This is a genomic window from Marivivens donghaensis (assembly GCF_030410045.1).
Lineage (GTDB): Bacteria > Pseudomonadota > Alphaproteobacteria > Rhodobacterales > Rhodobacteraceae > Marivivens > Marivivens donghaensis.
Window position 1 is genome coordinate 167,772 of sequence record NZ_JAUFRA010000002.1, and the last position, 24,415, is coordinate 192,186.

At 55.2% G+C, this 24,415-nt stretch carries 27 protein-coding genes; 11 read left to right on the top strand and 16 right to left on the bottom strand.

Annotation, left to right across the window (positions count from 1 at the left end):
• Positions 1–14: 14 nt before the first annotated feature.
• The 5 genes from QWY83_RS02600 to QWY83_RS02620 form a co-directional block, all read right to left on the bottom strand.
• On the bottom strand, positions 15–656 hold the full coding sequence (locus QWY83_RS02600) for a phosphoribosylanthranilate isomerase (RefSeq protein WP_249946102.1): 642 nt from the start codon (positions 654–656) through the stop codon (positions 15–17).
• A 2-nt stretch (positions 657–658) separates the two neighbouring features.
• On the bottom strand, positions 659–1,006 hold the full coding sequence (locus tag QWY83_RS02605; protein ID WP_067548021.1) for a LapA family protein: 348 nt from the start codon (positions 1,004–1,006) through the stop codon (positions 659–661).
• Between the two features lie 9 nt (positions 1,007–1,015).
• Complete coding sequence (ihfB, locus tag QWY83_RS02610; protein ID WP_105234069.1) at positions 1,016–1,297, bottom strand: integration host factor subunit beta; 282 nt, start codon at positions 1,295–1,297, stop codon at positions 1,016–1,018.
• A gap of 274 nt (positions 1,298–1,571) precedes the next feature.
• Positions 1,572–3,251, bottom strand: a complete 1,680-nt coding sequence (gene rpsA / locus QWY83_RS02615) for a 30S ribosomal protein S1 (protein ID WP_067548027.1) — start codon at positions 3,249–3,251, stop codon at positions 1,572–1,574.
• 217 nt (positions 3,252–3,468) lie between these two features.
• Positions 3,469–4,104 carry an NAD(P)H-dependent oxidoreductase gene (locus QWY83_RS02620; protein ID WP_249946101.1) on the bottom strand — a complete coding sequence of 212 codons (636 nt, stop codon included), beginning with the start codon at positions 4,102–4,104 and terminating at the stop codon, positions 3,469–3,471.
• Positions 4,105–4,214: 110 nt separating this feature from the next.
• Here QWY83_RS02620 and QWY83_RS02625 point away from each other — a divergent pair, with 110 nt between their 5' ends.
• Positions 4,215–4,583, top strand: coding sequence for a winged helix-turn-helix transcriptional regulator (locus tag QWY83_RS02625; RefSeq protein WP_249946100.1), 369 nt, complete (start codon positions 4,215–4,217; stop codon positions 4,581–4,583).
• Here the strand turns inward: QWY83_RS02625 and QWY83_RS02630 are convergent.
• The 5 genes from QWY83_RS02630 to QWY83_RS02650 form a co-directional block, all read right to left on the bottom strand.
• Positions 4,580–5,170, bottom strand: a complete 591-nt coding sequence (locus QWY83_RS02630) for a (d)CMP kinase (protein ID WP_249946099.1) — start codon at positions 5,168–5,170, stop codon at positions 4,580–4,582. The two genes, QWY83_RS02625 and QWY83_RS02630, sit on opposite strands and share 4 nt — an antisense overlap.
• A gap of 129 nt (positions 5,171–5,299) precedes the next feature.
• On the bottom strand, positions 5,300–6,652 hold the full coding sequence (aroA, locus tag QWY83_RS02635) for a 3-phosphoshikimate 1-carboxyvinyltransferase (protein WP_249946098.1): 1,353 nt from the start codon (positions 6,650–6,652) through the stop codon (positions 5,300–5,302).
• Between the two features lie 82 nt (positions 6,653–6,734).
• Positions 6,735–7,442 (bottom strand): purine-nucleoside phosphorylase, encoded by a 708-nt coding sequence (gene deoD / locus QWY83_RS02640; protein WP_249946097.1) that lies wholly within the window; start codon positions 7,440–7,442, stop codon positions 6,735–6,737.
• Between the two features lie 54 nt (positions 7,443–7,496).
• Positions 7,497–7,808, bottom strand: a complete 312-nt coding sequence (locus tag QWY83_RS02645) for an H-NS histone family protein (RefSeq protein ID WP_249946096.1) — start codon at positions 7,806–7,808, stop codon at positions 7,497–7,499.
• 97 nt (positions 7,809–7,905) lie between these two features.
• Positions 7,906–9,870 (bottom strand): protein meaA, encoded by a 1,965-nt coding sequence (locus tag QWY83_RS02650; protein WP_249946095.1) that lies wholly within the window; start codon positions 9,868–9,870, stop codon positions 7,906–7,908.
• Between the two features lie 137 nt (positions 9,871–10,007).
• On the opposite strand from QWY83_RS02650, the gene QWY83_RS02655 reads away from it, so the two are divergent.
• The 6 genes from QWY83_RS02655 to QWY83_RS02680 all read left to right on the top strand — a co-directional run bounded on the left by QWY83_RS02655 (position 10,008) and on the right by QWY83_RS02680 (position 16,183).
• On the top strand, positions 10,008–11,372 hold the full coding sequence (locus tag QWY83_RS02655) for a 1-acyl-sn-glycerol-3-phosphate acyltransferase (RefSeq protein WP_249946094.1): 1,365 nt from the start codon (positions 10,008–10,010) through the stop codon (positions 11,370–11,372).
• Positions 11,373–11,519: 147 nt separating this feature from the next.
• On the top strand, positions 11,520–12,788 hold the full coding sequence (ccrA, locus tag QWY83_RS02660) for a crotonyl-CoA carboxylase/reductase (protein ID WP_249946093.1): 1,269 nt from the start codon (positions 11,520–11,522) through the stop codon (positions 12,786–12,788).
• A gap of 200 nt (positions 12,789–12,988) precedes the next feature.
• A complete protein-coding gene (locus QWY83_RS02665; RefSeq protein ID WP_105234078.1) occupies positions 12,989–13,207 on the top strand; it encodes a hypothetical protein in 219 nt (72 codons plus the stop codon).
• Positions 13,149–13,919 carry a helix-turn-helix transcriptional regulator gene (locus tag QWY83_RS02670; protein WP_249946092.1) on the top strand — a complete coding sequence of 257 codons (771 nt, stop codon included), beginning with the start codon at positions 13,149–13,151 and terminating at the stop codon, positions 13,917–13,919. The genes QWY83_RS02665 and QWY83_RS02670 overlap by 59 nt, the downstream gene beginning before the upstream one ends.
• A gap of 57 nt (positions 13,920–13,976) precedes the next feature.
• Positions 13,977–14,609 carry an acyl-homoserine-lactone synthase gene (locus QWY83_RS02675; protein ID WP_249946091.1) on the top strand — a complete coding sequence of 211 codons (633 nt, stop codon included), beginning with the start codon at positions 13,977–13,979 and terminating at the stop codon, positions 14,607–14,609.
• Positions 14,610–14,650: 41 nt separating this feature from the next.
• Positions 14,651–16,183: an ATP-dependent DNA helicase gene (locus QWY83_RS02680; protein WP_249946090.1), complete on the top strand. Its 1,533-nt coding sequence runs from the start codon at positions 14,651–14,653 to the stop codon at positions 16,181–16,183.
• Here the strand turns inward: QWY83_RS02680 and QWY83_RS02685 are convergent.
• From QWY83_RS02685 to QWY83_RS02710, 6 genes are all read right to left on the bottom strand, one after another.
• Positions 16,180–16,935, bottom strand: a complete 756-nt coding sequence (locus tag QWY83_RS02685; protein ID WP_249946089.1) for a TIGR02186 family protein — start codon at positions 16,933–16,935, stop codon at positions 16,180–16,182. The genes QWY83_RS02680 and QWY83_RS02685 overlap by 4 nt on opposite strands.
• Positions 16,932–17,840: a sulfite exporter TauE/SafE family protein gene (locus QWY83_RS02690; RefSeq protein ID WP_067548066.1), complete on the bottom strand. Its 909-nt coding sequence runs from the start codon at positions 17,838–17,840 to the stop codon at positions 16,932–16,934. The genes QWY83_RS02685 and QWY83_RS02690 overlap by 4 nt, the downstream gene beginning before the upstream one ends.
• 160 nt (positions 17,841–18,000) lie before the next feature.
• Complete coding sequence (rnhA, locus tag QWY83_RS02695; RefSeq protein ID WP_067548069.1) at positions 18,001–18,453, bottom strand: ribonuclease HI; 453 nt, start codon at positions 18,451–18,453, stop codon at positions 18,001–18,003.
• Complete coding sequence (locus tag QWY83_RS02700) at positions 18,453–18,881, bottom strand: DUF3429 domain-containing protein (RefSeq protein WP_249946088.1); 429 nt, start codon at positions 18,879–18,881, stop codon at positions 18,453–18,455. The genes rnhA and QWY83_RS02700 overlap by 1 nt, the downstream gene beginning before the upstream one ends.
• Positions 18,878–19,828, bottom strand: coding sequence for a 4-hydroxy-3-methylbut-2-enyl diphosphate reductase (ispH, locus tag QWY83_RS02705; RefSeq protein ID WP_249946087.1), 951 nt, complete (start codon positions 19,826–19,828; stop codon positions 18,878–18,880). Before ispH ends, QWY83_RS02700 begins: the two co-directional genes overlap by 4 nt.
• A gap of 93 nt (positions 19,829–19,921) precedes the next feature.
• Positions 19,922–20,491 (bottom strand): LabA-like NYN domain-containing protein, encoded by a 570-nt coding sequence (locus QWY83_RS02710; protein ID WP_067548076.1) that lies wholly within the window; start codon positions 20,489–20,491, stop codon positions 19,922–19,924.
• A 114-nt stretch (positions 20,492–20,605) separates the two neighbouring features.
• Here QWY83_RS02710 and folK point away from each other — a divergent pair, with 114 nt between their 5' ends.
• The 4 genes from folK to QWY83_RS02730 all read left to right on the top strand — a co-directional run bounded on the left by folK (position 20,606) and on the right by QWY83_RS02730 (position 24,411).
• Entirely contained in the window at positions 20,606–21,169 is a 564-nt protein-coding gene (gene folK, locus QWY83_RS02715; RefSeq protein WP_249946086.1) for a 2-amino-4-hydroxy-6-hydroxymethyldihydropteridine diphosphokinase, read from the top strand.
• Between the two features lie 93 nt (positions 21,170–21,262).
• Positions 21,263–21,616, top strand: coding sequence for a DNA-directed RNA polymerase subunit omega (gene rpoZ / locus QWY83_RS02720; RefSeq protein WP_067548079.1), 354 nt, complete (start codon positions 21,263–21,265; stop codon positions 21,614–21,616).
• A gap of 18 nt (positions 21,617–21,634) precedes the next feature.
• Positions 21,635–23,791, top strand: a complete 2,157-nt coding sequence (locus QWY83_RS02725) for a RelA/SpoT family protein (protein WP_435404493.1) — start codon at positions 21,635–21,637, stop codon at positions 23,789–23,791.
• 47 nt (positions 23,792–23,838) lie between these two features.
• The gene (locus QWY83_RS02730; protein ID WP_353958936.1) at positions 23,839–24,411 is read left to right on the top strand and encodes a DUF2062 domain-containing protein; all 573 of its coding nucleotides are present in this window, start codon (positions 23,839–23,841) and stop codon (positions 24,409–24,411) included.
• Positions 24,412–24,415 lie beyond the last annotated feature (4 nt).

The following is a 24,415-nucleotide window of genomic DNA, read 5'->3' on the forward strand; positions in this document are numbered from 1 at the left end:
AAAGGGAGGAACCGTTACGCTTGTGCTGCTGCGATGAATGCGCGGATTTTTTCGGCATCTTTTACGCCAGGTGCGGATTCCACGCCCGACGATACATCTACCTGACGCGCGCCAGTCATATCGATTGCCTGTGCAACGTTGTCAGCATTTAAGCCGCCCGCCAGCATCCACGGACGGGTCCAATATTTGCGCCGCACCATTTTCCAATCCCACGCTGCGCCATTCCCACCCGGACGGTCAGAGTCCTTGGGCTGTTTCGGTTCAACGAGGATTTGGTCGGCGACTTGGGCGTAAAGGTCGATCTGGAACAGATCGTCTGGGGACGAAATGCCGATAGCCTTCATAACAGGTAGGCCATAGCGTTCACGCACTTCGGTCACGCGCTCTGGGCTTTCTTTGCCGTGAAGCTGCAGCATATCGAGCGGCACTTTGGCCATTAATTCATCCAAGAATTCATCACTCGCATCAACAACGAGCGCTACCTTTGCGACGCCAAGCGGGACCTCAAGGGCCAAGGCTGCTGCTTCGTCGATTGTGACATTGCGTGGACTCTTTGGAAAGAACACGAACCCAAGGTACGCCGCGCCAGCATCGCAGGCGACCTGAATGCTGGCCGCATCGCGCAGCCCGCAGATTTTCACTCGGACATCAGGCATAATTACGAACGTTCGAGCAGTTGGAGAACGTCGTCTTTGCCGTCGCCATCTGCATCGCGCAGACGGTCCAATTCACGACGAAGCTGCTTTGCTTCTTTGCCACGTGCACGGGCTTCGGAACGGGTTTTGTGTTCGCGCAGCCATTCCCAGAGAAACCCGATGAGCAAACCAACACCGACGCCTAGGAAAATGGCAATGAACAGAGGGACCTGAACGGTCGGCGCTACGCCGATGAAGTCAGCGAGCAAGTTCGGCATGGCGTGGATCGTCACGATGTCACGATTTGCCAAACCAACAAGCACAAGACAAAGGGCAACAATGCCCCAAAAGGCGTAGCGAAGCGTTTTCATTCGGTTCTCTTATTCGTCGTTCAGTCGATCGCGCAGCAGCTTGCCTGTCTTAAAGAACGGCACGTGCTTTTCTTCGACGTCGACAGATTCGCCGGTGCGCGGGTTACGGCCCGTTCTCGCATCGCGTTTCTTGACAGAGAATGCGCCGAAACCGCGCAGCTCCACCCGATGACCAGCGGCCATCGCTTCGGTGATGGTGTCAAAGACCGTGTTCACGATCTTCTCTACATCACGCTGGTAGAGGTGAGGATTTTCGTCGGCGATCTTTTGGATCAGTTCTGACCTGATCATAGGCGTGGACCCCCCGGGTATGAAACAGACGGCAGGTTCACCCTGCTCACTGCACGACTATAGGAAAACAGAACCCATCGGGGAATAGCCGTCATAGGGTGTAAATCGCGAAAATTGCATCAATTTCGGGCCTTTGGCTGGTGATTGAGGAATTTCGGCAGCGACTTCCAGTTTGGGCACAAACGCTGCATCGCAGCACTGACGCAGCGATTCGCCAAAGAAAAACCCCGCTGTCTTACGACAGCGGGGTACATTCTTTCACTCAAAAGGGGACTTATTCGTCCGAACCTTTCAGAGCTGCACCGAGGATATCGCCGAGCGAAGCGCCAGAAGCGGACGAACCGTACTGTTCTACTGCTTCTTTCTCTTCTGCGATTTCACGTGCTTTGATCGACAGACCCAGTTTGCGGGTCTTGCTGTCTACGTTGGTCACGCGAACGTCGACTTTATCGCCTACGCCGAAACGCTCAGGACGCTGTTCGGCACGGTCACGCGACAGGTCGGAACGACGGATGAACGACTTCATGCCTTCGTACTCAACCTCGATGCCGCCATCTTCGATTGCGGTTACGTTAACGGTGATCACCGAACCACGCTTTACGCCGCCAATGGCTTCAGCGAACGGGTCGCCTTCCATTGCTTTGATCGAGAGCGAGATGCGCTCTTTCTCAACGTCGACTTCGGTAACGACAGCCTTAACAACGTCGTTCTTGTGGTAGTTCTGGATCGCGTCTTCGCCACGGTCGTCCCACGACAGGTCGGAGAGGTGAACCATGCCGTCGATGTCGCCAGGCAGGCCGATGAACAGACCGAATTCGGTGATGTTCTTAACTTCACCTTCAACCTGTGTGCCTTCTGGGTGGGTCTCAGCAAAGACTTCCCATGGGTTGCGCTGGGTCTGCTTGAGGCCGAGCGAAACGCGACGCTTGGACGAGTCGATTTCGAGAACCATGACTTCGACTTCTTGCGAGGTCGAAACGATTTTGCCCGGGTGGACGTTTTTCTTGGTCCAGGACATTTCGGAAACGTGAACCAGACCTTCAACGCCAGCTTCGAGCTCAACAAATGCACCGTAGTCGGTGATGTTGGTTACGCGGCCAGTGTGTACCGATTCCAGCGGGTAGCGAGTTTCAACTGCATCCCACGGATCGTCCTGAAGCTGTTTCATGCCCAGAGAGATACGGTGGGTGTCTTTGTTGATCTTGATGACCTGAACGTTGATGGTCTCGCCGATCGACAGGATTTCCGACGGGTGGTTAACACGGCGCCATGCCATGTCGGTGACGTGCAGCAGGCCGTCAACGCCGCCCAGATCAACGAAGGCACCGTATTCGGTGATGTTCTTGACCACGCCTTCAACAGCCTGACCTTCGGTGAGGTTGCCGATGACTTCAGCACGCTGTTCAGCGCGCGACTCTTCGAGGATCGCACGACGCGAAACAACGATGTTGCCACGACGGCGGTCCATTTTCAGGATTTGGAACGGCTGCTTAAGACCCATCAGCGGGCCAGCGTCGCGTACGGGACGTACGTCAACCTGCGAACCCGGAAGGAACGCAACAGCGCCGCCCAGATCAACAGTGAAGCCACCTTTGACGCGGCCAAAGATTGCGCCTTCGACGCGCTCTTCTGCAGCGTATGCTTTTTCCAGACGATCCCATGCTTCTTCGCGGCGAGCCATTTCGCGGGAAATGACAGCTTCGCCACGGGCGTTTTCAGCCGCGCGCAGGAACACTTCCACTTCGTCGCCAACAGCGATCGAGGGAGCTTCACCCGGGTTTGCGAATTCTTTGAGGTCTACGCGGCCTTCCATTTTGTAGCCGACGTCGATGATAGCCTGACCGGCTTCAATCGCGATAACCTTACCTTTGACAACCGAACCTTCAGCCGGGGTGTCAATTTCGAAGCTTTCTTGTAGGAGGGCTTCGAATTCCTCCATCGATACGTTAGCCATCTGGCGTTAATCCTTTTCACGGTTTTTCTGGCCTAGCGGTTGGATCCGCCGGTCTTTTGATTGGCGTCGGTAAACGCAAAACAAAGAGGGCCGGAATGTCCGACCCTGCCTGATCCTGCGTCCACAGGTGTAACCCCTGCTTTAGACAGGGGCGCGTTTACCGCAGAAACCCCAACAGGGCAAGGACGGAATCCAACCTTGCCCCGTCAGGAGCAGCTTACTTCACATCGGTGACGATGCTGTCGCGCGAACGGCGAACTTTTTTCTGCGGTGCGAGCCAGTCGTTCGGCTCATCGCGGTAGCCGATTGCGAGGGTGACGACGGACTTCAGGCCCTTTTCTTTGAGGCCGAGAATTTCGTCGAATTGCGCAGGGTCAAAGCCCTCCATCGGTGTCGTATCTACGCCTTCTTCGGCAGCTGCCATCAAGGCAAAACCGAGTGCGATGTAGGCCTGACGTGCCGCATGTTCAAAGTTGGTCTGAGCATCGCGAGCCAAATACATGCCTTTGAGGTTGTCATAGTAGCCATTTAGCGCCTCACGGGTTTCTTCGCCGCGAATTTCTGCGTGAAGGTCAACAACACTGCTGATGTTTTCGTCGGTGTAGTTTTCCCACGCGGCAAATACGAGAACTGCGGTTCCATCAGTGATCTGCTTTTGACCGTATGCGGCTGCAGACAGCTTTGCGCGCACATCATCGTTGGTCACGAGGATCAGTTGGAACGGCTGCAGGCCAGACGATGTCGGCGCGCGGCGGGCCGCATCAACAATGCGTTCGATTTTTTCGGCGGGAACAACCTTGGACGCATCCATAGCTTTGGTTGCGTAGCGCCAGTCGAGTTTTTCGTAGAACATCCGATTACCTTTCGAGGAGGGTGGTATAAATTCGATACTCGGTATATATTTGTGACCAATATGGCCTTCAAGAAGGCACATTTCGGATACTCAGTATCAAAGAGGGAACTATGAAGGACGTCGGCCACTGCCCGCTTCAATGCGAGAAAATCAATAGTGTTTTGTCCCGGATCGGTGACAGATGGAGCATCCTCGTCATGATCGCTCTCAAAGGGCGTCAGGTCATGCGTTTCAATGAGTTAAAGCGACACCTGGGTATCACTCAGCGCATGCTTTCCCTGACTTTGCGAGAGCTAGAGCGTGACGGGCTCGTGAACCGTACGGCCTATGCAACGGTGCCGCCTACAGTCGAATATGAATTGACCGATTTGGGCCGGTCTTTTGCAGAAACGATCGGTGTGATGGGCGAATGGGCTGTTGCGCACTTGGCAGAGATTGACCGTGCCCGTGCAGAGTATGATCGGAAAAACGCAGCTTAACGTGCGGCGTTGATCGCATTCACGGCGGCGGCAATAGCGTCTTCAATCGACAGATCACTTGTGTCGATCAGAAGGGCATCGTCGGCAGGTTTCAGCGGCGCATCGGCGCGATTCATATCGCGGTCATCGCGTTCCCGTACCTCGGCCAATACCTGTGCCTCGTCGCCACCGACCTCCAGCCACCGACGGTGGGCGCGAACTTCGGCGCTCGCAGTGACAAAGAGTTTTACATCAGCGTCAGGGCAAATGACCGTCCCAATATCGCGACCATCGAGGACCGCACCGCCGTCTTGCGAGGCAAAGCGACGTTGAAAATCTACCAAAGCGGCGCGGACTTCTGGTATAACTGCGACCTTGGATGCGGCTTGCCCAGCCGCCAACGACCGCAGATCATCGCGGTTCAGGTCATCGTTATTCAGCGTTTGGGCCGCAGTAATAGGATCAACGCCATCCGCAGCTTTCGCGCCCACGGCTCTGTAGAGCAATCCGGTATCAAGATGTGCAAAGCCGAATTTCGCAGCGACGGCTTTGGAAATCGTCCCTTTGCCTGCAGCGGCTGGGCCATCGATGGCTACAGTGAAAGTCATGTTCGCCTCTTACTTAAGGGAGCCGTGCGCCCCCTTGCACCCACATCTCGAACAAGCGGACAGCACCAAATGCGATCAGAATGCCTGTCACAATAATGGTCCGCCAGTTCCGTTGTGGCTTTTCGCTCATTACGAATTGGACCGTTCGATCGCTGCGCCCAAGTCCGCCATGAGAGGTTCAAAGATCGGGAAAGAGGTCGCAATCGGCGAGCCGTCATCAACCGACATCGGTTTGTTCGTCGCCATGCCCATCACCATGAACGACATCGCGATGCGGTGATCGAGGCGCGATTCAACCGTCACGCCGCCCTCAACGTTGCCAAAGCCGCGACCTTTGACGATCCACCAATCGTCACCTTCGTCAACTTCGACGCCAGCAGCGCGTAGACCTTTGGCCATCGCATCAATGCGATCGGATTCTTTGACGCGCAGTTCTTTTACGCCCTTCATCACGGTGTCGCCTTCCGCGAAGGACGCGACAACGGACAGAACAGGGTATTCGTCGATCATCGAGGCAGCGCGAGCAGGCGGAACTTCGATCCCTTTGAGGTTCGGTGAGTATTTTGCACGCAGGTCGGCAACGGGTTCGCCGCCTTCTTCGCGCAGGTTCTCGTATTCCAGATCGGCGCCCATTTCGCGCAGAGTTGTGAACAAACCAGCGCGGGTGTCGTTCAAGCCGATATTCGGGACGAGCACGTCAGAGCCTTCGGTGATGATCGCCGCGCAGACAGGGAATGCAGCCGACGATGGGTCACGAGGGACGACAATCTTTTGAGCCTTCAGTTCAGGCTGACCAGTCAGCGTGATAACGCGCCCTTCTTCGGTCGTTTCGACCGTCAGTTCTGCGCCAAAACCAACCAGCATCCGTTCAGTGTGATCGCGAGTGGCTTCTTTTTCGATAACGATAGTCTTGCCCGGGGCATTCAAACCAGCCAGCAAAACAGCCGATTTCACCTGAGCGGACGGGACAGGCGTCGCGTATGTCACGGGCACGGGGTTTTCTGCGCCAACGATGGTGAGCGGTAGGCGGCCACCTTTGCGTCCGTAAGATTTCGCACCAAAGAGCGCCAGCGGATCTGTGACGCGCCCCATCGGGCGAGAGTTCAGGGATGCATCGCCAGTAAATGTTGCGGTGATCGGAGAGGTCGCCATGCAGCCCATGATCAGGCGCACGCCAGTGCCAGAGTTGCCGCAGTCGATGACGTTTTCAGGTTCTTTGAACCCGCCTACGCCTACGCCCTCGACGCTCCAGTTGCCCTCGCCATGGTCAACGACGGTCGCGCCAAAGGCACGCATCGCTTTGGCTGTATCAAGCACGTCCTCACCAAGCAGCAGGCCCGTAATTTCGGTTTTACCAACCGACAATGCGCCAAGAATGAGTGACCGATGCGAGATTGATTTGTCGCCAGGCACATTCGCCACGCCCTTGAGCGGTCCGCACTTGCGGGAAATCATTGGAATAGGATTGCCGTGGCCTGACATGTAACACCTCTTTCAGCTTCGACAGCGTCTTAGCGCAGGTGCGTGTTAGCGTCCATCATGAACAGGGTAATTATCGCGCCGGTCAGGATGTGAAAGCAGCGCGAAGTGCAATCTCTACCATATCGCCAAAGCTACGTTCACGTTGGTCGCTGGGGAGGGCCTCGTGTGTGACCAGATGGTCCGAGATCGTCAGAACAGCCAGCGCACGACGTTTGTAACGCGCAGCCAGAATATAAAGTTCTGCCGCTTCCATTTCGACTGCCAACGTTCCGTGGCGCATTAATTGTTCCGTCAGATCGGACCGATCTTCGTAAAATGTATCGGACGAAAAAATGCCGCCAACGTGATGAGTAATGTCTAATTCTGCTGCTGCTTTTTCGGCGGCAGATAACAGGCCGAAATCAGCGCAGGGCGCGTAATTCAATTCACGGAAAATCGAAGAGGACGGCGTGCCAATGGTGCTAGCGGTCATCGCCAATACAACGTCGCGCACTTTGACGTGGTCTTGCATGCCACCTGCTGATCCGATCCGAATGAGCGTCTGTGCATCGTAATCGCGAATTAATTCATTCGCGTAAATCGACAGCGACGGCATCCCCATGCCCGAACCATGGATAGTAACGGGGTTGCCGTTCCACGTCCCTGTGTATCCGAGCATGCCGCGCACTTCGTTAATGCAGCGAGGGTTCTCGAGGAATGTCTCGGCAGCCCATTTAGCGCGATAGGGATCGCCAGGCATTAATACTGTGGGGGCAATATCGCCCTTCTTAGCGCCGATGTGAACAGTCATTCTGGGAACCCTAAAAGCAAAACGGCGCGGGATTACCGCGCCGCTGTTTTGAAATTAGATCGCGAAAGATGCGATGTCTTTGCCTGCATCTTCGGCGTCTTTGATCCACTGGGGTTTGCGACCACGGCCGGACCAAGTTTGGGTGTCATCCGCAGGGTTGCGATATTTCGCAGGGGCTTTGGCCTTTGGCGCTTTTGCTCCGCTTGTCAGTTCGTCCAGCGAAAACCCGAATTCAGCTGCGGCTTTGGCCGCTGCGTCACGCGCAGCTTTTAATTCGCGCGCACCAACGCGGCTCAGTGCTTTCTCAACATCAGCACGAAGCGTTTCGAGTTCTTTACGGGATAGGGTATCGAGATTGATGGTCATTCCGTGAGCCTTTAATGCAAGATTAAAATACGAAACGCATAATACCCCGAATGCGACAATTGGCAATCGGGGTATTTATTAATGATTTTGCCTTTAATTAAGCGGCTTTTTCTGCTGGATCGACGAGCGTTACGATATCGCCCATAATTCGATTCAATTCGAAGTCCTTGGGCGTGTAAACGCGCGAAACCCCCATTTCGATCAGCTTTTTTGCGTCTTCATCTGGAATGATGCCGCCCGCAATAACTGGAATGTGGTGCAATCCAGCCGCTTTCATTTTTTCCATGACCTCGGCGATCAGCGGCAAATGAGAGCCGGACAGAATTGACAGGCCAACGACGTGCGCATCATCGCGTTTCGCGGCTTCGACGATTTCGTCGGGCGTGAGGCGGATGCCCTCATACGTGATGTCCATGCCGCAATCGCGGGCACGCGCTGCGATTTGTTCAGCGCCGTTAGAGTGACCATCTAGGCCAGGCTTACCGACAATGAATTTCAGCGGACGACCCAACTTACCTGTCACTGTCGCAACGCGGTCTCGAATTTCATCCAAACCTTCGGTGCGGTTAGATGGGTTCTTTGAAACACCAGTCGGTGCGCGATACTGGCCGAACGCTTGACGGATCGCTTCTGCCCATTCGCCTGTCGTGACACCCGCTTTTGCTGCCGCAATCGACGGGATCATGATGTTGGTGCCGTCATTTGCAGCCGCTGTGAGGGCAGCCAGCGCCTTTGCAACGGCAGCTGTATCGCGGCCAGCCTTCCATGCATTTAGGCGGGTGATTTGTTCAGCTTCCACCGCTGGATCGACGGTCATGATTGCGTCTTCGCCCGAGGTGAGAGGCGATCGTTCCCCATTCTGCCATTTGTTCACGCCAACGACGGTTGTTTCGCCCGCTTCGATATTGTTGATGCGTTTCGCATTCGATTCGACCAAACGAGACTTCATGTATTCGATGGCTTGAACCGCGCCGCCCATGCTGTCGATGGTTGCGAGCTCTTCACGAGCGCCTGCCTTAAGGGCCGCAACTTTGCGGTCCACGGTAGGGTTGTTGTCGAACAGGTCATCGTATTCCAGAAGGTCGGTCTCATAGGCCATGATCTGCTGCATGCGGAGCGACCACTGCTGGTCCCACGGGCGCGGAAGGCCCAATGCTTCGTTCCATGCTGGCAGCTGAACCGCACGAGCTCGAGCGTTTTTAGACAAAGTCACAGCCAGCATTTCGATCAGAATGCGGTAGACGTTGTTTTCTGGTTGCTGCTCGGTCAGGCCGAGAGAGTTCACCTGAACACCATAGCGGAAGCGGCGCATTTTGGGGTCTTCGACGCCATAACGCTCTTGGCAGATTTCGTCCCAAAGTTCGACGAACGCCCGCATTTTGCACATTTCGGTCACGAAGCGGATGCCAGCATTCACGAAGAACGAGATGCGGCCAACCATGTTGGGGAAGTGCTCTGCTGGAACCTTGCCCTTAAGATCATCGAGCACAGCAGTTGCGGTCGCCAGTGCAAAGGCCAGTTCCTCTTCGGGTGTCGCGCCAGCCTCTTGAAGGTGGTAGGAGCAGACGTTCATCGGGTTCCATTTGGGCAAGTTTTCGCGGGTATAGGCCGCAACGTCCGTGATCATCCGCAGGGATGGCTTAGGCGGACAAATGTAGGTGCCGCGCGAAAGATACTCTTTGATAATGTCGTTTTGGACCGTGCCTTGCAGCGCAGATATATCGGCGCCCTGTTCCTCTGCTACGGCGATATACAGGGACAGCAGCCAAGGAGCCGTCGCGTTGATTGTCATCGACGTATTCATTTGTTCGAGCGGGATATTGTCGAACAGCGCGCGCATGTCACCTAAGTGGCAGACAGGAACGCCAACTTTGCCAACTTCACCGCGAGCGAGGCGATGATCTGAATCGTAACCCGTCTGGGTGGGAAGGTCGAAAGCCACGGAAAGGCCGGTCTGACCCTTTGCGAGGTTTGAACGATACAGTGCGTTCGACGCCTCAGCGGTCGAGTGCCCCGCATAGGTGCGGAACAGCCACGGGCGATCTTTCTGCGGTTGCGACATATGGGCCTCCAGAGAATCCGGTCGGGTAATTTTATTTCGTCGGGGAATGGATAACGGAAAGATTGCATCCCTGTCAATTCGCTGCGTTGCGGCGTGAGCCTATTGTCCTATACCTCAGTTCAGGTCACTGTCGGCGCATGAATGCCCCCGTTACTCTCCCGCTTTGGCTTTTGGTTCTGATCCTGCTGTTTGCAGCGGTCACTTTTGCTTCGCATTTTCTTTTCCCATCCGTCCGCTGGTTTTTCCGTAAACGGATGGAGCGTGCTGTGGCGCGACTAAATGAGCGCCTCGCGCGGCCGATTGAGCCGTTCAAATTGGCCCGGCGCTTCGATACGATTCAGCGACTGATCTATGATCCCGATGTTGCAAAAGCGATCCACAAAGCGGCGACGGCTGAAGGCATTCCTGACAACGTGGCTTTTGAACGCGCGAAACGTTACGCCCGCGAGATCGTCCCATCCTTTTCGGCTTCGGTCTATTTCGGCTTCGGCGCGAGGCTCGCGAAATTGGTCTCTCGGTCGATGTACAAGATCCGATTGGGTGCGATGGACCAGAATGAGTTTGGTGCCATTGATCGGGACGCCACACTCGTCTTTGTGATCAACCACCGCAGCAATATGGACTATATGCTGGTGACCCACCTGATCAGTAGTTCGAGCACGATTGCCTATGCTGTCGGGGAATGGGCGCGCGTCTGGCCTTTGTCGTGGTTGGTTCGCGCAATGGGGGCCTATTTCATTCGGCGAGGCTCTCGCGGTCAGCTCTATCGTGCTGTTTTATCTCGATATGTTCGGATGGCGACTGAGAACGGCGTGACCCAAGCGTTCTTTCCCGAAGGCGGGCTTAGCCTTACCGGAGCGATAGCGAAGCCCAAAATGGGGCTGCTCAGCTACATTGTTGACGCATCAAAACCAGATGGGCGCGATGTGATCTTTGTGCCCGTTGCGCTGAACTATGATCGCGTGCCCGAGGATCGGTTACTGATCCGCGCGGCGATAACGGGAGAACGCAAGTTCCGGCCGTCGCTATGGTCAGCGCTCTTGGCCTTGCCTGCGACACTGTGGCGGGCCGTGAGGCTAAAGTTCACGCCGTTTGGGACCGCATCCGTAGGCTTCGGGTCGCCGATTGTATTGTCAGAGTTTCTTGCGACGTCGCCAGATCGCTCGATTGATGAATTAGCTGACGTGTTGATGGAAAATATTGCAAAGGTGGTCCCTCTCGTCCCGGTCCCTCTCGTCGCTCGTGCGATGTTGCAGGGGCACTTTTCCAAAGATTCAATTACCGAAGCCATCGGATTTGATTTGGCCTCTCTTCGGTCACGGGGGGTAACGCTGCCACGGCGGTCCGCAGCCGAGCTCGCCACCGAAGGTTTGGCGCTCATGCTGGCTCGGAAAATGATCCGAAAAACGGGCGATACCTACGAGATCGTCCCTGATGAACGGTCCCTGCTCGACTACTATGCAGCCTCGATTGCGCATCATTTTTGTGCAGACGCAGCGTAAATTTCAGGATTTTCTGCATCCGCAAGGTAATAAAATTACAATTTACACTTTGGTGGGGTTGCAAAGTTACTTTCACGATCCTAATTCTTGGGTAATCCCGCCGATTCTGCGGCGCGGCAAAAATTATCCTCTGGAGGAGTTAGATCGATGGCACTCGACTATACCGCGACTAAAAAAGATCTGTACGAAGTTGGTGAAATCCCCCCTCTCGGCCACGTTCCTGAAAAAATGTACGCATGGGCCATTCGTCGTGAACGCCACGGCGAGCCAGACAAGTCTTTTCAGGTTGAAGTTGTAGAAACCCCCAAGCTTGATGCGCACGAAGTTCTCGTGCTCGTTATGGCTGCAGGAGTTAATTATAACGGCGTATGGGCTGGTCTTGGCGTTCCGATTTCTCCGTTCGACGGCCATGGTGCCGAATACCATATCGCTGGCTCTGATGCGGCGGGTATCGTTTGGGCCGTTGGCGACAAAGTCAAAAACTGGAAAGTCGGTGATGAGGTCGTCATCCACTGTAACCAAGACGATGGCGACGACGAGGAATGTAACGGCGGCGACCCGATGTTCTCTCCGACCCAGCGCATTTGGGGCTACGAGACACCTGACGGTTCGTTCGCTCAGTTCACGCGGGTTCAGGCGCAACAGCTTCTTCCGCGCCCTTCGCACCTGACTTGGGAACAGTCGGCTTGTTACACTCTGACTTTGGCAACGGCCTACCGCATGCTCTTTGGCCACGCACCGCACGACATCAAACCAGGTCAGCACGTTCTGGTTTGGGGCGCATCTGGTGGTCTGGGTTCGTTCGCTGTTCAGCTGGCGAAGGCAGCGGGCGCTCATGCGATCGGCGTGATCTCTGATGAATCCAAGCGTGACTTTGTGATGTCGATGGGCGCGAAAGGCGTCATCAACCGCAAAGACTTTAACTGCTGGGGCCAACTGCCAAAGGTAAACACCCCTGAATATGACGCATGGTTCAAAGAAGCCCGCCGTTTTGGTAAAGCCATTTGGGAATTCACGGGTAAAGGCAACAACGTCGACATCGTGTTCGAACACCCGGGTGAGTCCACCTTCCCTGTGTCCAACCTCGTCTGCAAAAAAGGCGGTATGGTTGTGATCTGCGCGGGTACCTCTGGTTTCAACTGCACCTTCGACGTGCGCTACACATGGATGCACCAGAAGCGTTTGCAGGGTTCGCACTTTGCTCACCTGAAGCAGGCCGCAGCAGCCAACCGTCTGGTCTGTGAAGGCCGCATTGATCCTTGCATGTCCGAAGTCTTCCCATGGGATGAAATCCCGACAGCGCACATGAAGATGCTGAAAAACCAGCACCTGCCGGGCAACATGGCGGTTTTGGTTCAGGCTCAGAAAACAGGCATGACCACCTTTGCCGAGGTTATCGCAGAGTCCAAAGCCTAACTCTGATTCGGCCCAGCACAATCAACCGAGAGGCGATCCGATTGGGTCGCCTCTTTATTTTAGTCACATTCAGAACAAATAGTTGCGAATTAGGTGCCTCCCTATTTGTGGGGAGGGCGAATGTGCGAATAATTCGTTCAGAAGTTGTGTGCTAGGCTTGGTTGTTAATGTTCCATTAACCATCGCAGAGGAGTCTGGTCATGGGAAAAACGTGGATACTCGACGTTCTTGACGATCTACGGGCCTTTGCAGATCTCAATGGGATGCCGGCCCTCGTCACTGAACTGGATCGCACGTCAGATGTGGCGCGACGCGAATTGGCGTCGAAAATCGGGACGGCACAGACAGTGCTGATGGGGCATGGGGCAAAACATACAAAGCCTGATTGGGCAACTGGATCAGGCGGACACACTGGATGATCTACAATCGATCATCCTGACACTGCGTGATCAATTCCGTATCGACCACGCGGTTTACCATTGGATCAGCAGCGATGGTGAGCAGTTTGGATGCGGAACCTATCCGACCGATTGGGTTCAGACTTACGTAGACAATGACTACCTACGCGTCGATCCCGTCGTCATCGGTTGTTATCAGCGGTTTCACCCCGTGAATTGGAAACGGCTCGACTGGTCCTCTAAACAAGCGCGGGCCTTTCAGAAAGAAGCGATTGCGGCAGGTGTGGGCAATCAAGGCATGTCTATCCCCATCCGTGGACCGAACGGGCAATATGCGCTTTTCACGGTTTCACACACCTGCTCGGACGAAGAGTGGGAGGTCTTTACCGAGAGCCACCAGCGCGATCTGATCCTTCTTGCGCATTATTTCAACAAAAGTGCCCTGAAGATTGCGAAGGGGCGTAAGCCCGAAATCGTGAAGTCCCTGTCGCGCCGCGAAACGGATGCCCTGACCTATTTGGCGATGGGCTATGGTCGTGGCCAAGTGGCAGAGATGTTGTCAATCTCAGAGCATACGCTGCGGGTTTACATCGAAAGTGCGCGGTTCAAATTGGGTGCGACCAACACAACTCACGCCGTTGCGAAGGCAATAACCGAAGGGTTGATTGTGATTGGCGGCGCCGCTCTTGGAACCTCAGGTGATTGGCCTGGCAAGGCACCGAACGGTGCATAGGCCGAAGTTTAACCATTTTACGGCAGACTGTTCCTTGGATCAGAAAAGGGATGTGTCATGCTGCGGTACCTATACGGCGATCAACTCTGCAATTACCCGAAATTAGCGGACAGCATGTTCCGCGATCGAGCCGCTCAATTTCATGAACGGCTCGGCTGGGACGTTACCGTCGATGACCGTGGATGGGAAAGGGACGCGTATGACGACCTCAACCCGCTTTACGTTATCTGGGAAAACCACGAAGGGAGCCACGGCGGCTCAATGCGATTCTTGCCGACGACTGGCCAGACGATGGTGAATGATCACTTTGTCGACCTGATGGATGGGGTCGAATTGCAAAGTCCCTTTATCTGGGAATGTACTCGGTTTTGTTTGAACCCAAATGCTGAAAGTCGTGTGGCTGCGGCCCTTATGTTGGCTGGGGGTGAGCTTATGCGGGCCTTCGACGTTCGACATTTCGTCGGGGTCTTTGATGCGCGGATGGTGCGCATTTATCGGATGATTGGTTCGTCGCCCGAAATACTGGGGCAAACGGGGAAAGGCCGCGATATGATTGCTGTGGGTCTTTGGGGCTACGATGATAAAGCGCGCGAAAGCGTGGCACATCGCGCAGGGATCTCGCCCGAACTATCCGAAAAATGGTTCCTCAAAAGCTTTGGGTTTGAACCGCGATTACAGTTGGTGGCCTAACCCCTCTGGTCCCTTTCTTGGGTTAAGGATAGGGTCCCGCCATGACAACTCCGGCACTCCAATTTTCCGAAGATCAGGCGCAGGCTTGGGATAGTATCGCTGATTTGCTCGCTGCAAACGGCGTGAATCTGACGGACGCGTTGCTGACCCCACCGATGGGGGACAGCAGCGCCGTCATGGCCGTTATCGGGAAGGCAGGGTCAGGCAAGACCTTGCTTTTGGCAGAGTTGACCAAGGCGCTGAAAGAGGCGGGCGTTTCAATAGTCTCTGGTGACTGGGAAGGTAAACGGAAGAAAGATCGTCGAACCCTCGCGGTCCTAGCTCCGACCAACAAAGCTGCAGCGGTTTTGCGAAATCGCGGTGTGCCCGCAACGACGATCCACCGCATCCTCTACACGCCCGTCTATGATCCGGAATACGAGCGGATTGCCGAATGGCTCGCGGGTGAAGGCACACGGCCCGATATTGAGGGGCTCACGGATGTGGCGCTAGATCGCGCTTGGGCGTCTTATCAGATAAACACTTCGGTCCCTGCGGCACTTGCCGCTGCTGGGCTGCGTGGTTCTGACTTTATCACGGGTTGGAAACGTCGTGAGGACCCGCTTGATATCGGGTTCATTGATGAAAGCTCGATGCTGGATCAAAGGGCGCTCGATGATCTCAAGGAGATTTTCCCGACGCTCGTGCTGTTTGGCGATCCTGCGCAGTTGCCACCTGTCCAAGGGACGGGCGGAATGGTCTTTGAAAAACTGCCCGAAAAGGATCGACTGATCCTGAACCGTATCCACCGCCAAGAGGCGGGTAACCCGATCCTCGATCTGGCCCACGCGCTCGCCGACCCGTCGGTCGATTTTTACAAATTCGAACGGCTTGTCGCAGAAGCAGCGGAAAAAGACCCGAGGGTCGTTTTGGCTCAGCGAGTTGAGTCCGATCTGATGGCGCGGTCACCAGTCCTTGTTTGGCGGAATGCCACGCGCATCCGATTGATCCACGCGTTTCGCGGCGCCTATGGCGCGCCTGAGGATGCATTGATCCCCGGTGAACCGCTGATCTGTGACGGCATCGAATTGCCGATGAAGCACCGCAAAAAACGGCTCGACCTTGAGGCACGAGGGCTGATCAAAGGTGCGCAGGTGATCTACCGTGGGCCAGGGTCCAAACCTGGGTTCTCGAAACTATGGGTGATGGGCGCGGAAGAACCTCAGCTATCAGCCGCCAGCATCGTTAAGATCGAAAAAGAAGGCGAAGAAGAACCGTTTATCCCATACGCCGCTCGCATGGGCGCTGCATTTTTGCACGGCGCTGCGGTCACGATCCACAAGGCGCAAGGCAGCCAGTGGGACACGGTTCAAGTCTTTGCGCCAGACATCGAGATTGCCGCCAAAATGGGACGGTCAGAGTCGGGGCAGCCGCTTTGGAAACGATTGGCCTATGTAGCGATCACACGGGCGGAACGGGAATTGCGCTGGGTTGTTCGAAATCGCCTCGCGCGTCCGTCGGGACCGTTGGGCGTGGATGACCTGCATATGCCTGCCGCCGAACTGAAACTCACCGTGCAGAGCGACGATGATTAACGGCGCATCGCGTTGAATGCAGCAGATGCGGTCCAACCCGCGATAATCGCGATCAGCAGTGCGAGTAGACCATAAAGCGCGGATTGTTCGCGGCTCAGGTTATACAGCCAACGCTCCATCCCCACCTTGAACACTGGAATATTGGTGTCCAGCGTATCGATCACTTGCCCGCCACGCGTCAGGAAAATTCGAGTGCGATAGGGGCCTTCGGTCAAGTTCGATGGCAACGTAATGGCCGTATGGAACAGCGTATCATCCTCAAGCGCGACAGCACCTTCGAGCATCTGGAACAAGTTGCTACTTTCTTTGATGCGTGCAAAGGCTTCGGAAAATTCGGTTGTGGAAAAGGCGTCTTGCCCTGCGGAGCGCACCACGCGGTCCCACGTAATCGCGTGCTGAAGGTCTTCGAGCGGGCGCAGAACTTCGTTCAACGGGCCAGAGGTCGCGACAGCATAGAAGGACGGCGCAATGTCGATGTTTGCGGAATCGGTATTGATCCAAATGCCCGCGACCCGTTCCTTGCGTCGGATCGTGACAGGGACGTTCGGGCCGGCAACGGCGATAATGACACCTAAATCAGAATTCTGCGGCGGCGGTGTTTCGCGGCTGATTGCGCCAAAGATCAACAGTTCGGACCCTGTAAACGTCGCGGTGATCGAAACCTCGTCTTGGCTCAGTCCCAGCACTAGCTTTTCTTGAGCCAAGGCAAGTGATGGCAAAAGCATGAGAAGGAAAGTGACCAGCCGGATCATAGCGCGTCACCGATTGAGAACAGTTCGGAGGGTTCAATGAGCAGGTCGAACGCGAGCTTCAGGCATACCAGCAACACCAGACCTGCCAACAGAATACGAAGCTGTTCGGCTTTCAGTTTCATCCCGATACGGGTGCCGAATTGAGCGCCAATTACACCGCCGATCAAGAGTAGCAGCGCGAGGACAATATCGACGGTCTGGTTGGTAATCGCGTGCATCATTGTCGTGAAAGCAGCGACGAAAATGATCTGAAAGAGCGAGGTGCCGATCACCACTTTGGTTGGCATGCCCAGCACGTAAATCATGGCAGGCACCATGATGAAACCCCCACCAACGCCCATGATCGCGGCCAGAACGCCAACCGACATGCCCACCAACAGCGGTGGAATGACCGAGATATACAGGCCAGAGACGCGGAATTTGACCTTGAATGGTAGGTTGTGAACCCAGTTGTGGCGTTTGCGTTTTGCGGGTTGTGCGTTCTTGCTGCGGCGGAGCGCACGTAGGCTCTCAACCATCATCAAGCCGCCCACGACACCAAGAAAGACGACGTAGCAAAGGTTCACGAGCAGATCGACCTGACCAAGTTCTTTCAACAGGTTGAAGACTTGGACGCCAATTGCGGATCCGATGAGGCCGCCGATCAAGAGGACCGTGCCCATCCACCAATCGACACCTTTGCGTTTGATATGCGCCATAAGCGCGGACACAGAAGAGGCTACGATTTGGTTGGCAGATGTCGCTACCGCAACAGCCGGCGGAATGCCGACAAAGAACAAGAGCGGGGTAATAAGAAAGCCACCCCCAACACCGAACATACCCGAGAGGACCCCGACAAGGCCCCCGATCCCCAAGAGGAGATAAATGTTCACCGAAATTTCGGCAATTGGCAGGTAGATCTGCATGGCTCGTCCAGCGTTGCGCTATGCCTCACATCACCCTGATCAGCTGTTAGAGTCAAACAGTTGGGCGGCATGTCGGGGTGAAAAAACGGTAAGATGGGGCGCTGCCCCCTCTGGCCTACGGCCATTCACCCCCGGGATATTTGAGGCACAAAGGCAGAGTTCAGGATTTAAATGGTGCCATGCCGCGACGAGCGAGTTCGTCAGCGCGTTCATTTTCTGGGTGGCCTGCGTGGCCTTTGACCCATTCCCATGTGACTTTGTGGCGGCGGGCGGCTTCGTCTAAACGCTTCCATAGGTCTTCGTTTTTAACAGGTTTATTGGTGGAGGTTCGCCACCCCTTTTTCTTCCAACCCCACATCCATTCCGTGATCCCGCCTTTCACGTAAGCACTATCGGTCACGACAGTTAGGGATGACGGACGCTCAAGGGCTTCGAGCGCGTTGATGGCGGCCAAGAGCTCCATCCGATTGTTGGTTGTGTCGGCTTCACCGCCAAAGAGTTCGCGCTCTTTGATGACGGCCCCATCCGATTTCGCCTGAAGGAGAGCGCCCCATCCGCCAGGACCGGGATTTCCAGAGCAAGCTCCGTCTGTGTAGGCAAAGAGATCAGGCATTAGATTAGGAGGCTCGCAAGGCAGACAATGACGATGGTGGAGAGGAGCAAGCGAAGGCGCATCCACCACGTCGGGGTCAGGTCCCATTTCGAGAACTGAAAATCAAGCAGTAGAAGCCCGATAAAGCCCGTTATTTGATAGGTTGCCGCAGAAAACAGCGTGTCACCGCGCATGAAGAATGCCCAAAGTGCGGGGAGCACCGAGAGGGCAAAGCCCGCAGCGGCGCGTGCGCCTGTGGTCTTTGTAGCAAAGCCCCACAGCACACCAGACATGAACGAGAGGATGACCGACCCGTAGGCCAGAGTGAACATCGGTCCACCCATGCCCCAACCCGATGGCAGCCAACCGAGCGACGTTAGCGCGCCAAAGATAAAGGGGATCAGGCCCGCGAGGCCGAGAGCAAGAGGCGCGAATGGGATGCGGTTCATGCTGGGACCCTTAGGATACGTGGAACCTTGAACTCGATGTTTTCTTCTGCGGTGATAACCTGTTCGACCGTCACGTCGTAATGGTCGCTAAAGGCATCGACGACTTCGTTGATCAATACTTCGGGCGCAGAGGCGCCAGCGGTGATGCCGATGGTGCGAATGCCGTCGAGCGCACGCCAATCAATGTCAGACGCGCGTTGGACGAGTTGGGCATAAGAACACCCATTCTTTGCTGCGACTTCGACCAATCGTTTCGAGTTCGATGAATTCGGTGCCCCAACAACAAGGAGAGCATCGCATTTCGGGGCGATGGCTTTGACCGCTTCTTGGCGGTTGGTTGTTGCGTAGCAAATGTCTTCTTTGTGGGGGCCGACGATCGCTGGAAAACGGGAATGCAGCGCGGCGACGATGTCTTTGGTGTCGTCAACGGACAGCGTGGTTTGCGTCACGTAGGCCAGTTTGGCTGGATCGCGCACCTCAACCGTTGCGACATCATCCACGGTTTCGACCAAGAGGACTTCGCCCTCGGGCAATTGTCCCATGGTGCCGATAGTTTCGGGGTGGCCTGCATGGCCGATCATAATCATCTGCAGGCCATCATCCGCATGGCGGGCGGCCTCAATGTGAACCTTGGACACCAGAGGGCAGGTGGCATCGACATAGACCATGTTTCGACGTTCCGCGTCGGCGGGCACGGATTTGGGGACGCCGTGGGCCGAAAAAATTACGGGTCTATCTGTCGGGCAATCGTCTAGTTCTTCGACAAAGACCGCGCCTTGATCGCGTAGGCTGTCGACCACGAATTTATTATGGACGATCTCGTGGCGCACATAGACAGGCGCCCCCCATTTTTCGATCGCCATTTCCACGATCTTAATGGCGCGATCTACACCAGCGCAAAATCCGCGGGGTGCAGCGAGATACAGTGTCAAAGGCGATTTGGTCATAGTCAGAGAGGTAGTCGCACGGTGGGGCCCTGTCCAGCGGCGCGGCATAAGTGAATGATGAAAAAGAAAGGGCGGGGAAATCCCCGCCCAATTTTATTCAACGTCTGCCGATGCGGGTTGGTCATCGCGCGGTTCACGCGGAGGGCGACCAATCACGTCTCTCAACTCATCGAGTTCGATAAAGTTGTCGGCCTGGCGGCGCAGTTCGTCCGAGATCATCGGCGGCTGGCTACGAATCGTCGATACAACAGAGACCCGCACGCCCTTGCGCTGGATGGCCTCAACCAACGGACGGAAATCGCCATCGCCCGAGAAGAGGACGATGTGATCGACGTGAGGGGCCAGTTCCATAGCATCGACAGTGAGTTCGATGTCCATGTTCCCTTTAACCTTACGGCGTCCCATGCTGTCAGTGTATTCTTTGGCGGGCTTGGTCACCATGGTGAAGCCATTGTAGTTCAGCCAATCAACCAGCGGACGGATCGGTGAATACTCGTCGTTTTCAAGGAGAGCAGTGTAGTAAAACGCACGAAGAAGCTTACCACGGCGCATGAATTCGCTCCGCAGTAGCTTGTAGTCGATGTCAAACCCGAGCGATTTTGCGGCCGCGTATAGGTTTGATCCATCGATGAAGAGCGCCAATCGCTCGTCACGATAAAACATAATAAATCCTTCCGAATTCGTTCCGTCTAAAGTCCGTGAGTGAAATGTATTGTGACGAAACTTACACAAACGTAGATGTTTGGCTGTCTATCGCAAGTCAGGATACGATCACTTATGCGTCGAAACGTGCTCATCGCCCTTGGTTCTAACGTAACGTCACTTTCTACGTCGCCAGACCAGCTACTCAATGAGTCGATGGGTGAAATATCCAAAAGTGTAGGCAAAATATCCTTAAGAAGTAAAAATTACCGTACGCCGTGTTTTCCAGTAGGAGCAGGCCCCGATTTTGCGAATGCGGTGATTCGGGTAGAAACCGAGCTCGATATCCAGGGTGTTCTCGAAGCACTTCATCGGATTGAGGCTGACTTTGGTCGCGTGCGGACGGTGCGGTGGGGGCAGCGGACGCTCGACCTCGATCTGCTGGCGGCTGATGACATGGTGTGCCCTGATGAAACGACAGTGAGCCAATGGATCAACCTGCCACTCGACCGACAGATGGCTGAAGCACCCGACCAGCTATTGCTGCCACATCCTCGTCTTCAGGATCGCGCCTTTGTCTTGGTGCCGATGGCCGATATCGCGCCCGACTGGAAACACCCAATCCTCGGGAAAACCGTCCTTGAAATGCTTGAACAATTGCCTCGGGGCGAAATCGATCAAGTTGTCCCTATCTCGTGACCTAATACGTTTCGGAATCGACTTGTGTTTTGGGGGGCGACCGACTAAACGGAGGGCTTCCTAGGACCACACGACAGAGAGTGGAGTGCGCTTATGGCCCGCGTAACGGTAGAAGATTGCGTTGATAAAGTTCCTAACCGCTTTGAGCTGGTGATGCTTGCTGCACACCGTGCACGTGAAATTGCGGCTGGTTCCCCGATCACTGTTGATCGCGACAACGACAAGAACCCCGTTGTTTCGCTTCGCGAAATCGCTGACGAAACCCAGCTGGCTGACGATCTGCGTGAGCGCATGATCGAATCGCACCAGACCCAGATCGAAGTTGACGAACCCGAAGATGACGCGATGGCGCTTCTCATGGGTGCCGAAGCTGACAAACCGTCTGACGACGACATGTCCGAAGAAAAACTCCTTCGTCAATTGATGGAGGCGCAGGGCCAGCGTTAATCGCGGCTCTAGTCAACTATGGGGCAGGACCAGATTTCGACAGTCGAGGAACTGATCGCGCTGGTCCGCGCTTACAACCCTAGAACTAATGAAAAACTGCTCCGTGATGCATTTGCCTTTGGCGCCGAAATGCACGAGGGGCAGTTTCGTCATTCTGGGGAACCGTATTTCACCCACCCAGTGGCCGTCGCAGGCATTCTCGCTCATCAACAGATGGACGACGCGACGATCGTGACGGCACTTTTGCACGATACGATCGAAGACACCAAAGCCAGCTTTTCTGAGGTAGAACGCCTCTTTACCCGTGAAATCGCCGAACTCGTCGATGGCGTTACAAAGCTGACCAATATTCAGCTGACTTCTACCCAGACAAAACAAGCTGAGAACTTCCGCAAGCTGTTCATGGCGATGTCGCGCGATCTGCGCGTTATCTTGGTCAAACTTGCCGACCGTCTGCACAACATGCGGACGATTAAATCCATGCGTCCAGAAAAGCAGGCCCAAAAGGCCCGCGAGACGATGGAGATTTTCGCACCACTCGCTGGCCGTATGGGTATGCAGTGGATGCGCGAGGAACTCGAAGATCTGGCGTTCAAGGTTCTCAACCCTGATGCACGCCAATCGATCCTGCGTCGCTATGTTATGCTGGAAAAAGAATCTGGCGACGTGATCGAAAAGATCACCACCGACATGCGGATTGAATTGGATAAGGCGGATATCAAGGCCGAGGTCTATGGCCGCGCTAAACGCCCCTATTCGATTTGGCGGAAAATGCAGGAGAAGGATCAGGGCTTTAGCCGTCTGTCCGACATCTGGGGTTTCCGTATCCTGACCGAACGTGAGTCCGACTGTTACCGTGTCCTTGGTGCGATCCACCAACGTTGGCGCGCCGTTCCCGGACGGTTTAAGGACTACATCAGCCAACCTAAATCGAACGGCTATCGCTCGATCCACACGACGGTTTCGGGTCGTGACGGTAAGCGGGTTGAGGTTCAAATCCGCACCCGCGAAATGCACGAAGTTGCAGAGACGGGCGTCGCGGCGCACTGGTCTTACAAGAACGGTGAACGCGTCGAAAACCGCTTTGCCGTCGATCCCGTGCGCTGGATTTCGCAGTTGTCCGAGCGTCTGGACGATGACACGGATCACGATGAGTTCCTCGAAGCTGTGAAGCTCGAGATGTATCAGGACCAAGTGTTCTGCTTCACGCCCAAGGGTGACGTTTACAAACTGCCACGCGGCGGCACGCCCATCGACTTTGCATATGCGATCCACACGCGGATCGGCGCCGCCTGCGTCGGGGCGAAGGTGGACGGTTTGCGCGTTCCGCTGTGGACTCGTCTCAAAAACGGTCAGTCGGTCGAGATCATCACTGCAGAAGGTCAAAAGCCCGAAGCAACATGGATTGATATTGCCGTCACTGGGCGGGCGAAAACGGCTATTCGTCGTGCACTCCGCGAAGAAGATCGTGAGCGATATATCAAACTAGGCCAAGAGTTGGCTCGCGTTGCCTTTGAAAACGTTGGCAAAAAAGCGACCGAAAAGGCGCTTCGTACGGCAGCAAAGACACTCGCGCTTGAGAGCGTTGATGAACTGCTCGCTCGGTTGGGTAGTGCGGAAGTTACCTCGCGCGAGGTCGTTCGGGCGATTTATCCCGATTTGGCCGAACGCAAGGGTGACGAGATTGAGCGCGCTAAGGCCGTCGTCGGTCTAACAGGCGACCAATCCTATACCCGCGCACAATGCTGCCAGCCCGTGCCGGGCGAACGTATTGTCGGGATCGCCTATCGTGGTCAGGGCGTCGTGATCCATACGATCGATTGTCCGTCGCTGGTGGATTTCGAGGACACGACAGAACGTTGGGTCGACTTGCACTGGCAAGACGGGCGCCACGAACCGAAACATACGGTCACGCTTGATCTCACGATCAGCAACGATGCGGGTGTTTTGGGGCGGATTTGCACGATTATTGGGGAGCAGGCCGCGAATATCTCGGACCTCAATTTCATCGATCGCAAGCCCGATTTCTACCGTTTGTTTGTGGATGTCGATCTTCGGGATATCGAACATTTGCACCGTGTCATGACCGCGCTTGAGGCCGAGAGTAACGTATCTTCGATCGCACGGCTTCGGGATCCGTCCCGAAACCGCAAGCCGTCAGAGGATCGGAAATAGTGTTCAAGCGGCGCGATAGAAAACCACTTTGGCAGTCGCTGTGGCACTTGATTTGGCCGAAAGGTGGCTGGGTCCGCGCGTTTGAATATGTAAAGCACCGCTTGCGCCGTCTGCCCGACACCCCTGAAAAGATCGCGCGCGGCATCAGCGCAGGCGTATTTACCAGTTTCACGCCGTTCTTCGGGATGCACTTCATCATGGCGTGGCTTTTTGCGCGGACATTGCGTGGCAACGTGCCTGCCGCCTTGCTCGGGACGTTTTTCGGCAATCCGCTGACCTATGTGCCAATTGCGGTTTCGTCACTGACGATGGGGCATTTCCTGCTTGGAACGCGTCCAGATCGCACGGTTCATGTGTCGCTCATGGGTAAGTTTAGCGGAGCGTGGAGCGATCTCTGGCACAATTTTCTAGCGATATTCACTGACGCCAAGGCCGATTGGCATGCTCTTTCTATCTTTTTTGAGGATGTGTTTCTGCCGTTTGCGGTCGGGTCCATTATTCCTGGCCTCACCGCTGCCGTCGTCATGTATTACGTCACATTACCCGTGATTAAGGTCTATCAGAACAGCCGTCGAAAGCGTCTGAAATCCCGTCTCAAGCAATTGAACAAAATAAGCTAAAAAT

What these genes read in the sequence shown, in the direction of transcription:
- QWY83_RS02600 (WP_249946102.1), bottom strand. Translation starts at nt 656, where the DNA reads ATGCCTGATGTCCGAGTGAAAATCTGCGGGCTGCGCGATGCGGCCAGC.
- QWY83_RS02605 (WP_067548021.1), bottom strand. Translation starts at nt 1,006, where the DNA reads ATGAAAACGCTTCGCTACGCCTTTTGGGGCATTGTTGCCCTTTGTCTT.
- ihfB (WP_105234069.1), bottom strand. Translation starts at nt 1,297, where the DNA reads ATGATCAGGTCAGAACTGATCCAAAAGATCGCCGACGAAAATCCTCAC.
- rpsA (WP_067548027.1), bottom strand. Translation starts at nt 3,251, where the DNA reads ATGGCTAACGTATCGATGGAGGAATTCGAAGCCCTCCTACAAGAAAGC.
- QWY83_RS02620 (WP_249946101.1), bottom strand. Translation starts at nt 4,104, where the DNA reads ATGTTCTACGAAAAACTCGACTGGCGCTACGCAACCAAAGCTATGGAT.
- QWY83_RS02625 (WP_249946100.1), top strand. Translation starts at nt 4,215, where the DNA reads ATGAAGGACGTCGGCCACTGCCCGCTTCAATGCGAGAAAATCAATAGT.
- QWY83_RS02630 (WP_249946099.1), bottom strand. Translation starts at nt 5,170, where the DNA reads ATGACTTTCACTGTAGCCATCGATGGCCCAGCCGCTGCAGGCAAAGGG.
- aroA (WP_249946098.1), bottom strand. Translation starts at nt 6,652, where the DNA reads ATGTCAGGCCACGGCAATCCTATTCCAATGATTTCCCGCAAGTGCGGA.
- deoD (WP_249946097.1), bottom strand. Translation starts at nt 7,442, where the DNA reads ATGACTGTTCACATCGGCGCTAAGAAGGGCGATATTGCCCCCACAGTA.
- QWY83_RS02645 (WP_249946096.1), bottom strand. Translation starts at nt 7,808, where the DNA reads ATGACCATCAATCTCGATACCCTATCCCGTAAAGAACTCGAAACGCTT.
- QWY83_RS02650 (WP_249946095.1), bottom strand. Translation starts at nt 9,870, where the DNA reads ATGTCGCAACCGCAGAAAGATCGCCCGTGGCTGTTCCGCACCTATGCG.
- QWY83_RS02655 (WP_249946094.1), top strand. Translation starts at nt 10,008, where the DNA reads ATGAATGCCCCCGTTACTCTCCCGCTTTGGCTTTTGGTTCTGATCCTG.
- ccrA (WP_249946093.1), top strand. Translation starts at nt 11,520, where the DNA reads ATGGCACTCGACTATACCGCGACTAAAAAAGATCTGTACGAAGTTGGT.
- QWY83_RS02665 (WP_105234078.1), top strand. Translation starts at nt 12,989, where the DNA reads ATGGGAAAAACGTGGATACTCGACGTTCTTGACGATCTACGGGCCTTT.
- QWY83_RS02670 (WP_249946092.1), top strand. Translation starts at nt 13,149, where the DNA reads ATGGGGCAAAACATACAAAGCCTGATTGGGCAACTGGATCAGGCGGAC.
- QWY83_RS02675 (WP_249946091.1), top strand. Translation starts at nt 13,977, where the DNA reads ATGCTGCGGTACCTATACGGCGATCAACTCTGCAATTACCCGAAATTA.
- QWY83_RS02680 (WP_249946090.1), top strand. Translation starts at nt 14,651, where the DNA reads ATGACAACTCCGGCACTCCAATTTTCCGAAGATCAGGCGCAGGCTTGG.
- QWY83_RS02685 (WP_249946089.1), bottom strand. Translation starts at nt 16,935, where the DNA reads ATGATCCGGCTGGTCACTTTCCTTCTCATGCTTTTGCCATCACTTGCC.
- QWY83_RS02690 (WP_067548066.1), bottom strand. Translation starts at nt 17,840, where the DNA reads ATGCAGATCTACCTGCCAATTGCCGAAATTTCGGTGAACATTTATCTC.
- rnhA (WP_067548069.1), bottom strand. Translation starts at nt 18,453, where the DNA reads ATGCCTGATCTCTTTGCCTACACAGACGGAGCTTGCTCTGGAAATCCC.
- QWY83_RS02700 (WP_249946088.1), bottom strand. Translation starts at nt 18,881, where the DNA reads ATGAACCGCATCCCATTCGCGCCTCTTGCTCTCGGCCTCGCGGGCCTG.
- ispH (WP_249946087.1), bottom strand. Translation starts at nt 19,828, where the DNA reads ATGACCAAATCGCCTTTGACACTGTATCTCGCTGCACCCCGCGGATTT.
- QWY83_RS02710 (WP_067548076.1), bottom strand. Translation starts at nt 20,491, where the DNA reads ATGTTTTATCGTGACGAGCGATTGGCGCTCTTCATCGATGGATCAAAC.
- folK (WP_249946086.1), top strand. Translation starts at nt 20,606, where the DNA reads ATGCGTCGAAACGTGCTCATCGCCCTTGGTTCTAACGTAACGTCACTT.
- rpoZ (WP_067548079.1), top strand. Translation starts at nt 21,263, where the DNA reads ATGGCCCGCGTAACGGTAGAAGATTGCGTTGATAAAGTTCCTAACCGC.
- QWY83_RS02725 (WP_435404493.1), top strand. Translation starts at nt 21,635, where the DNA reads ATGGGGCAGGACCAGATTTCGACAGTCGAGGAACTGATCGCGCTGGTC.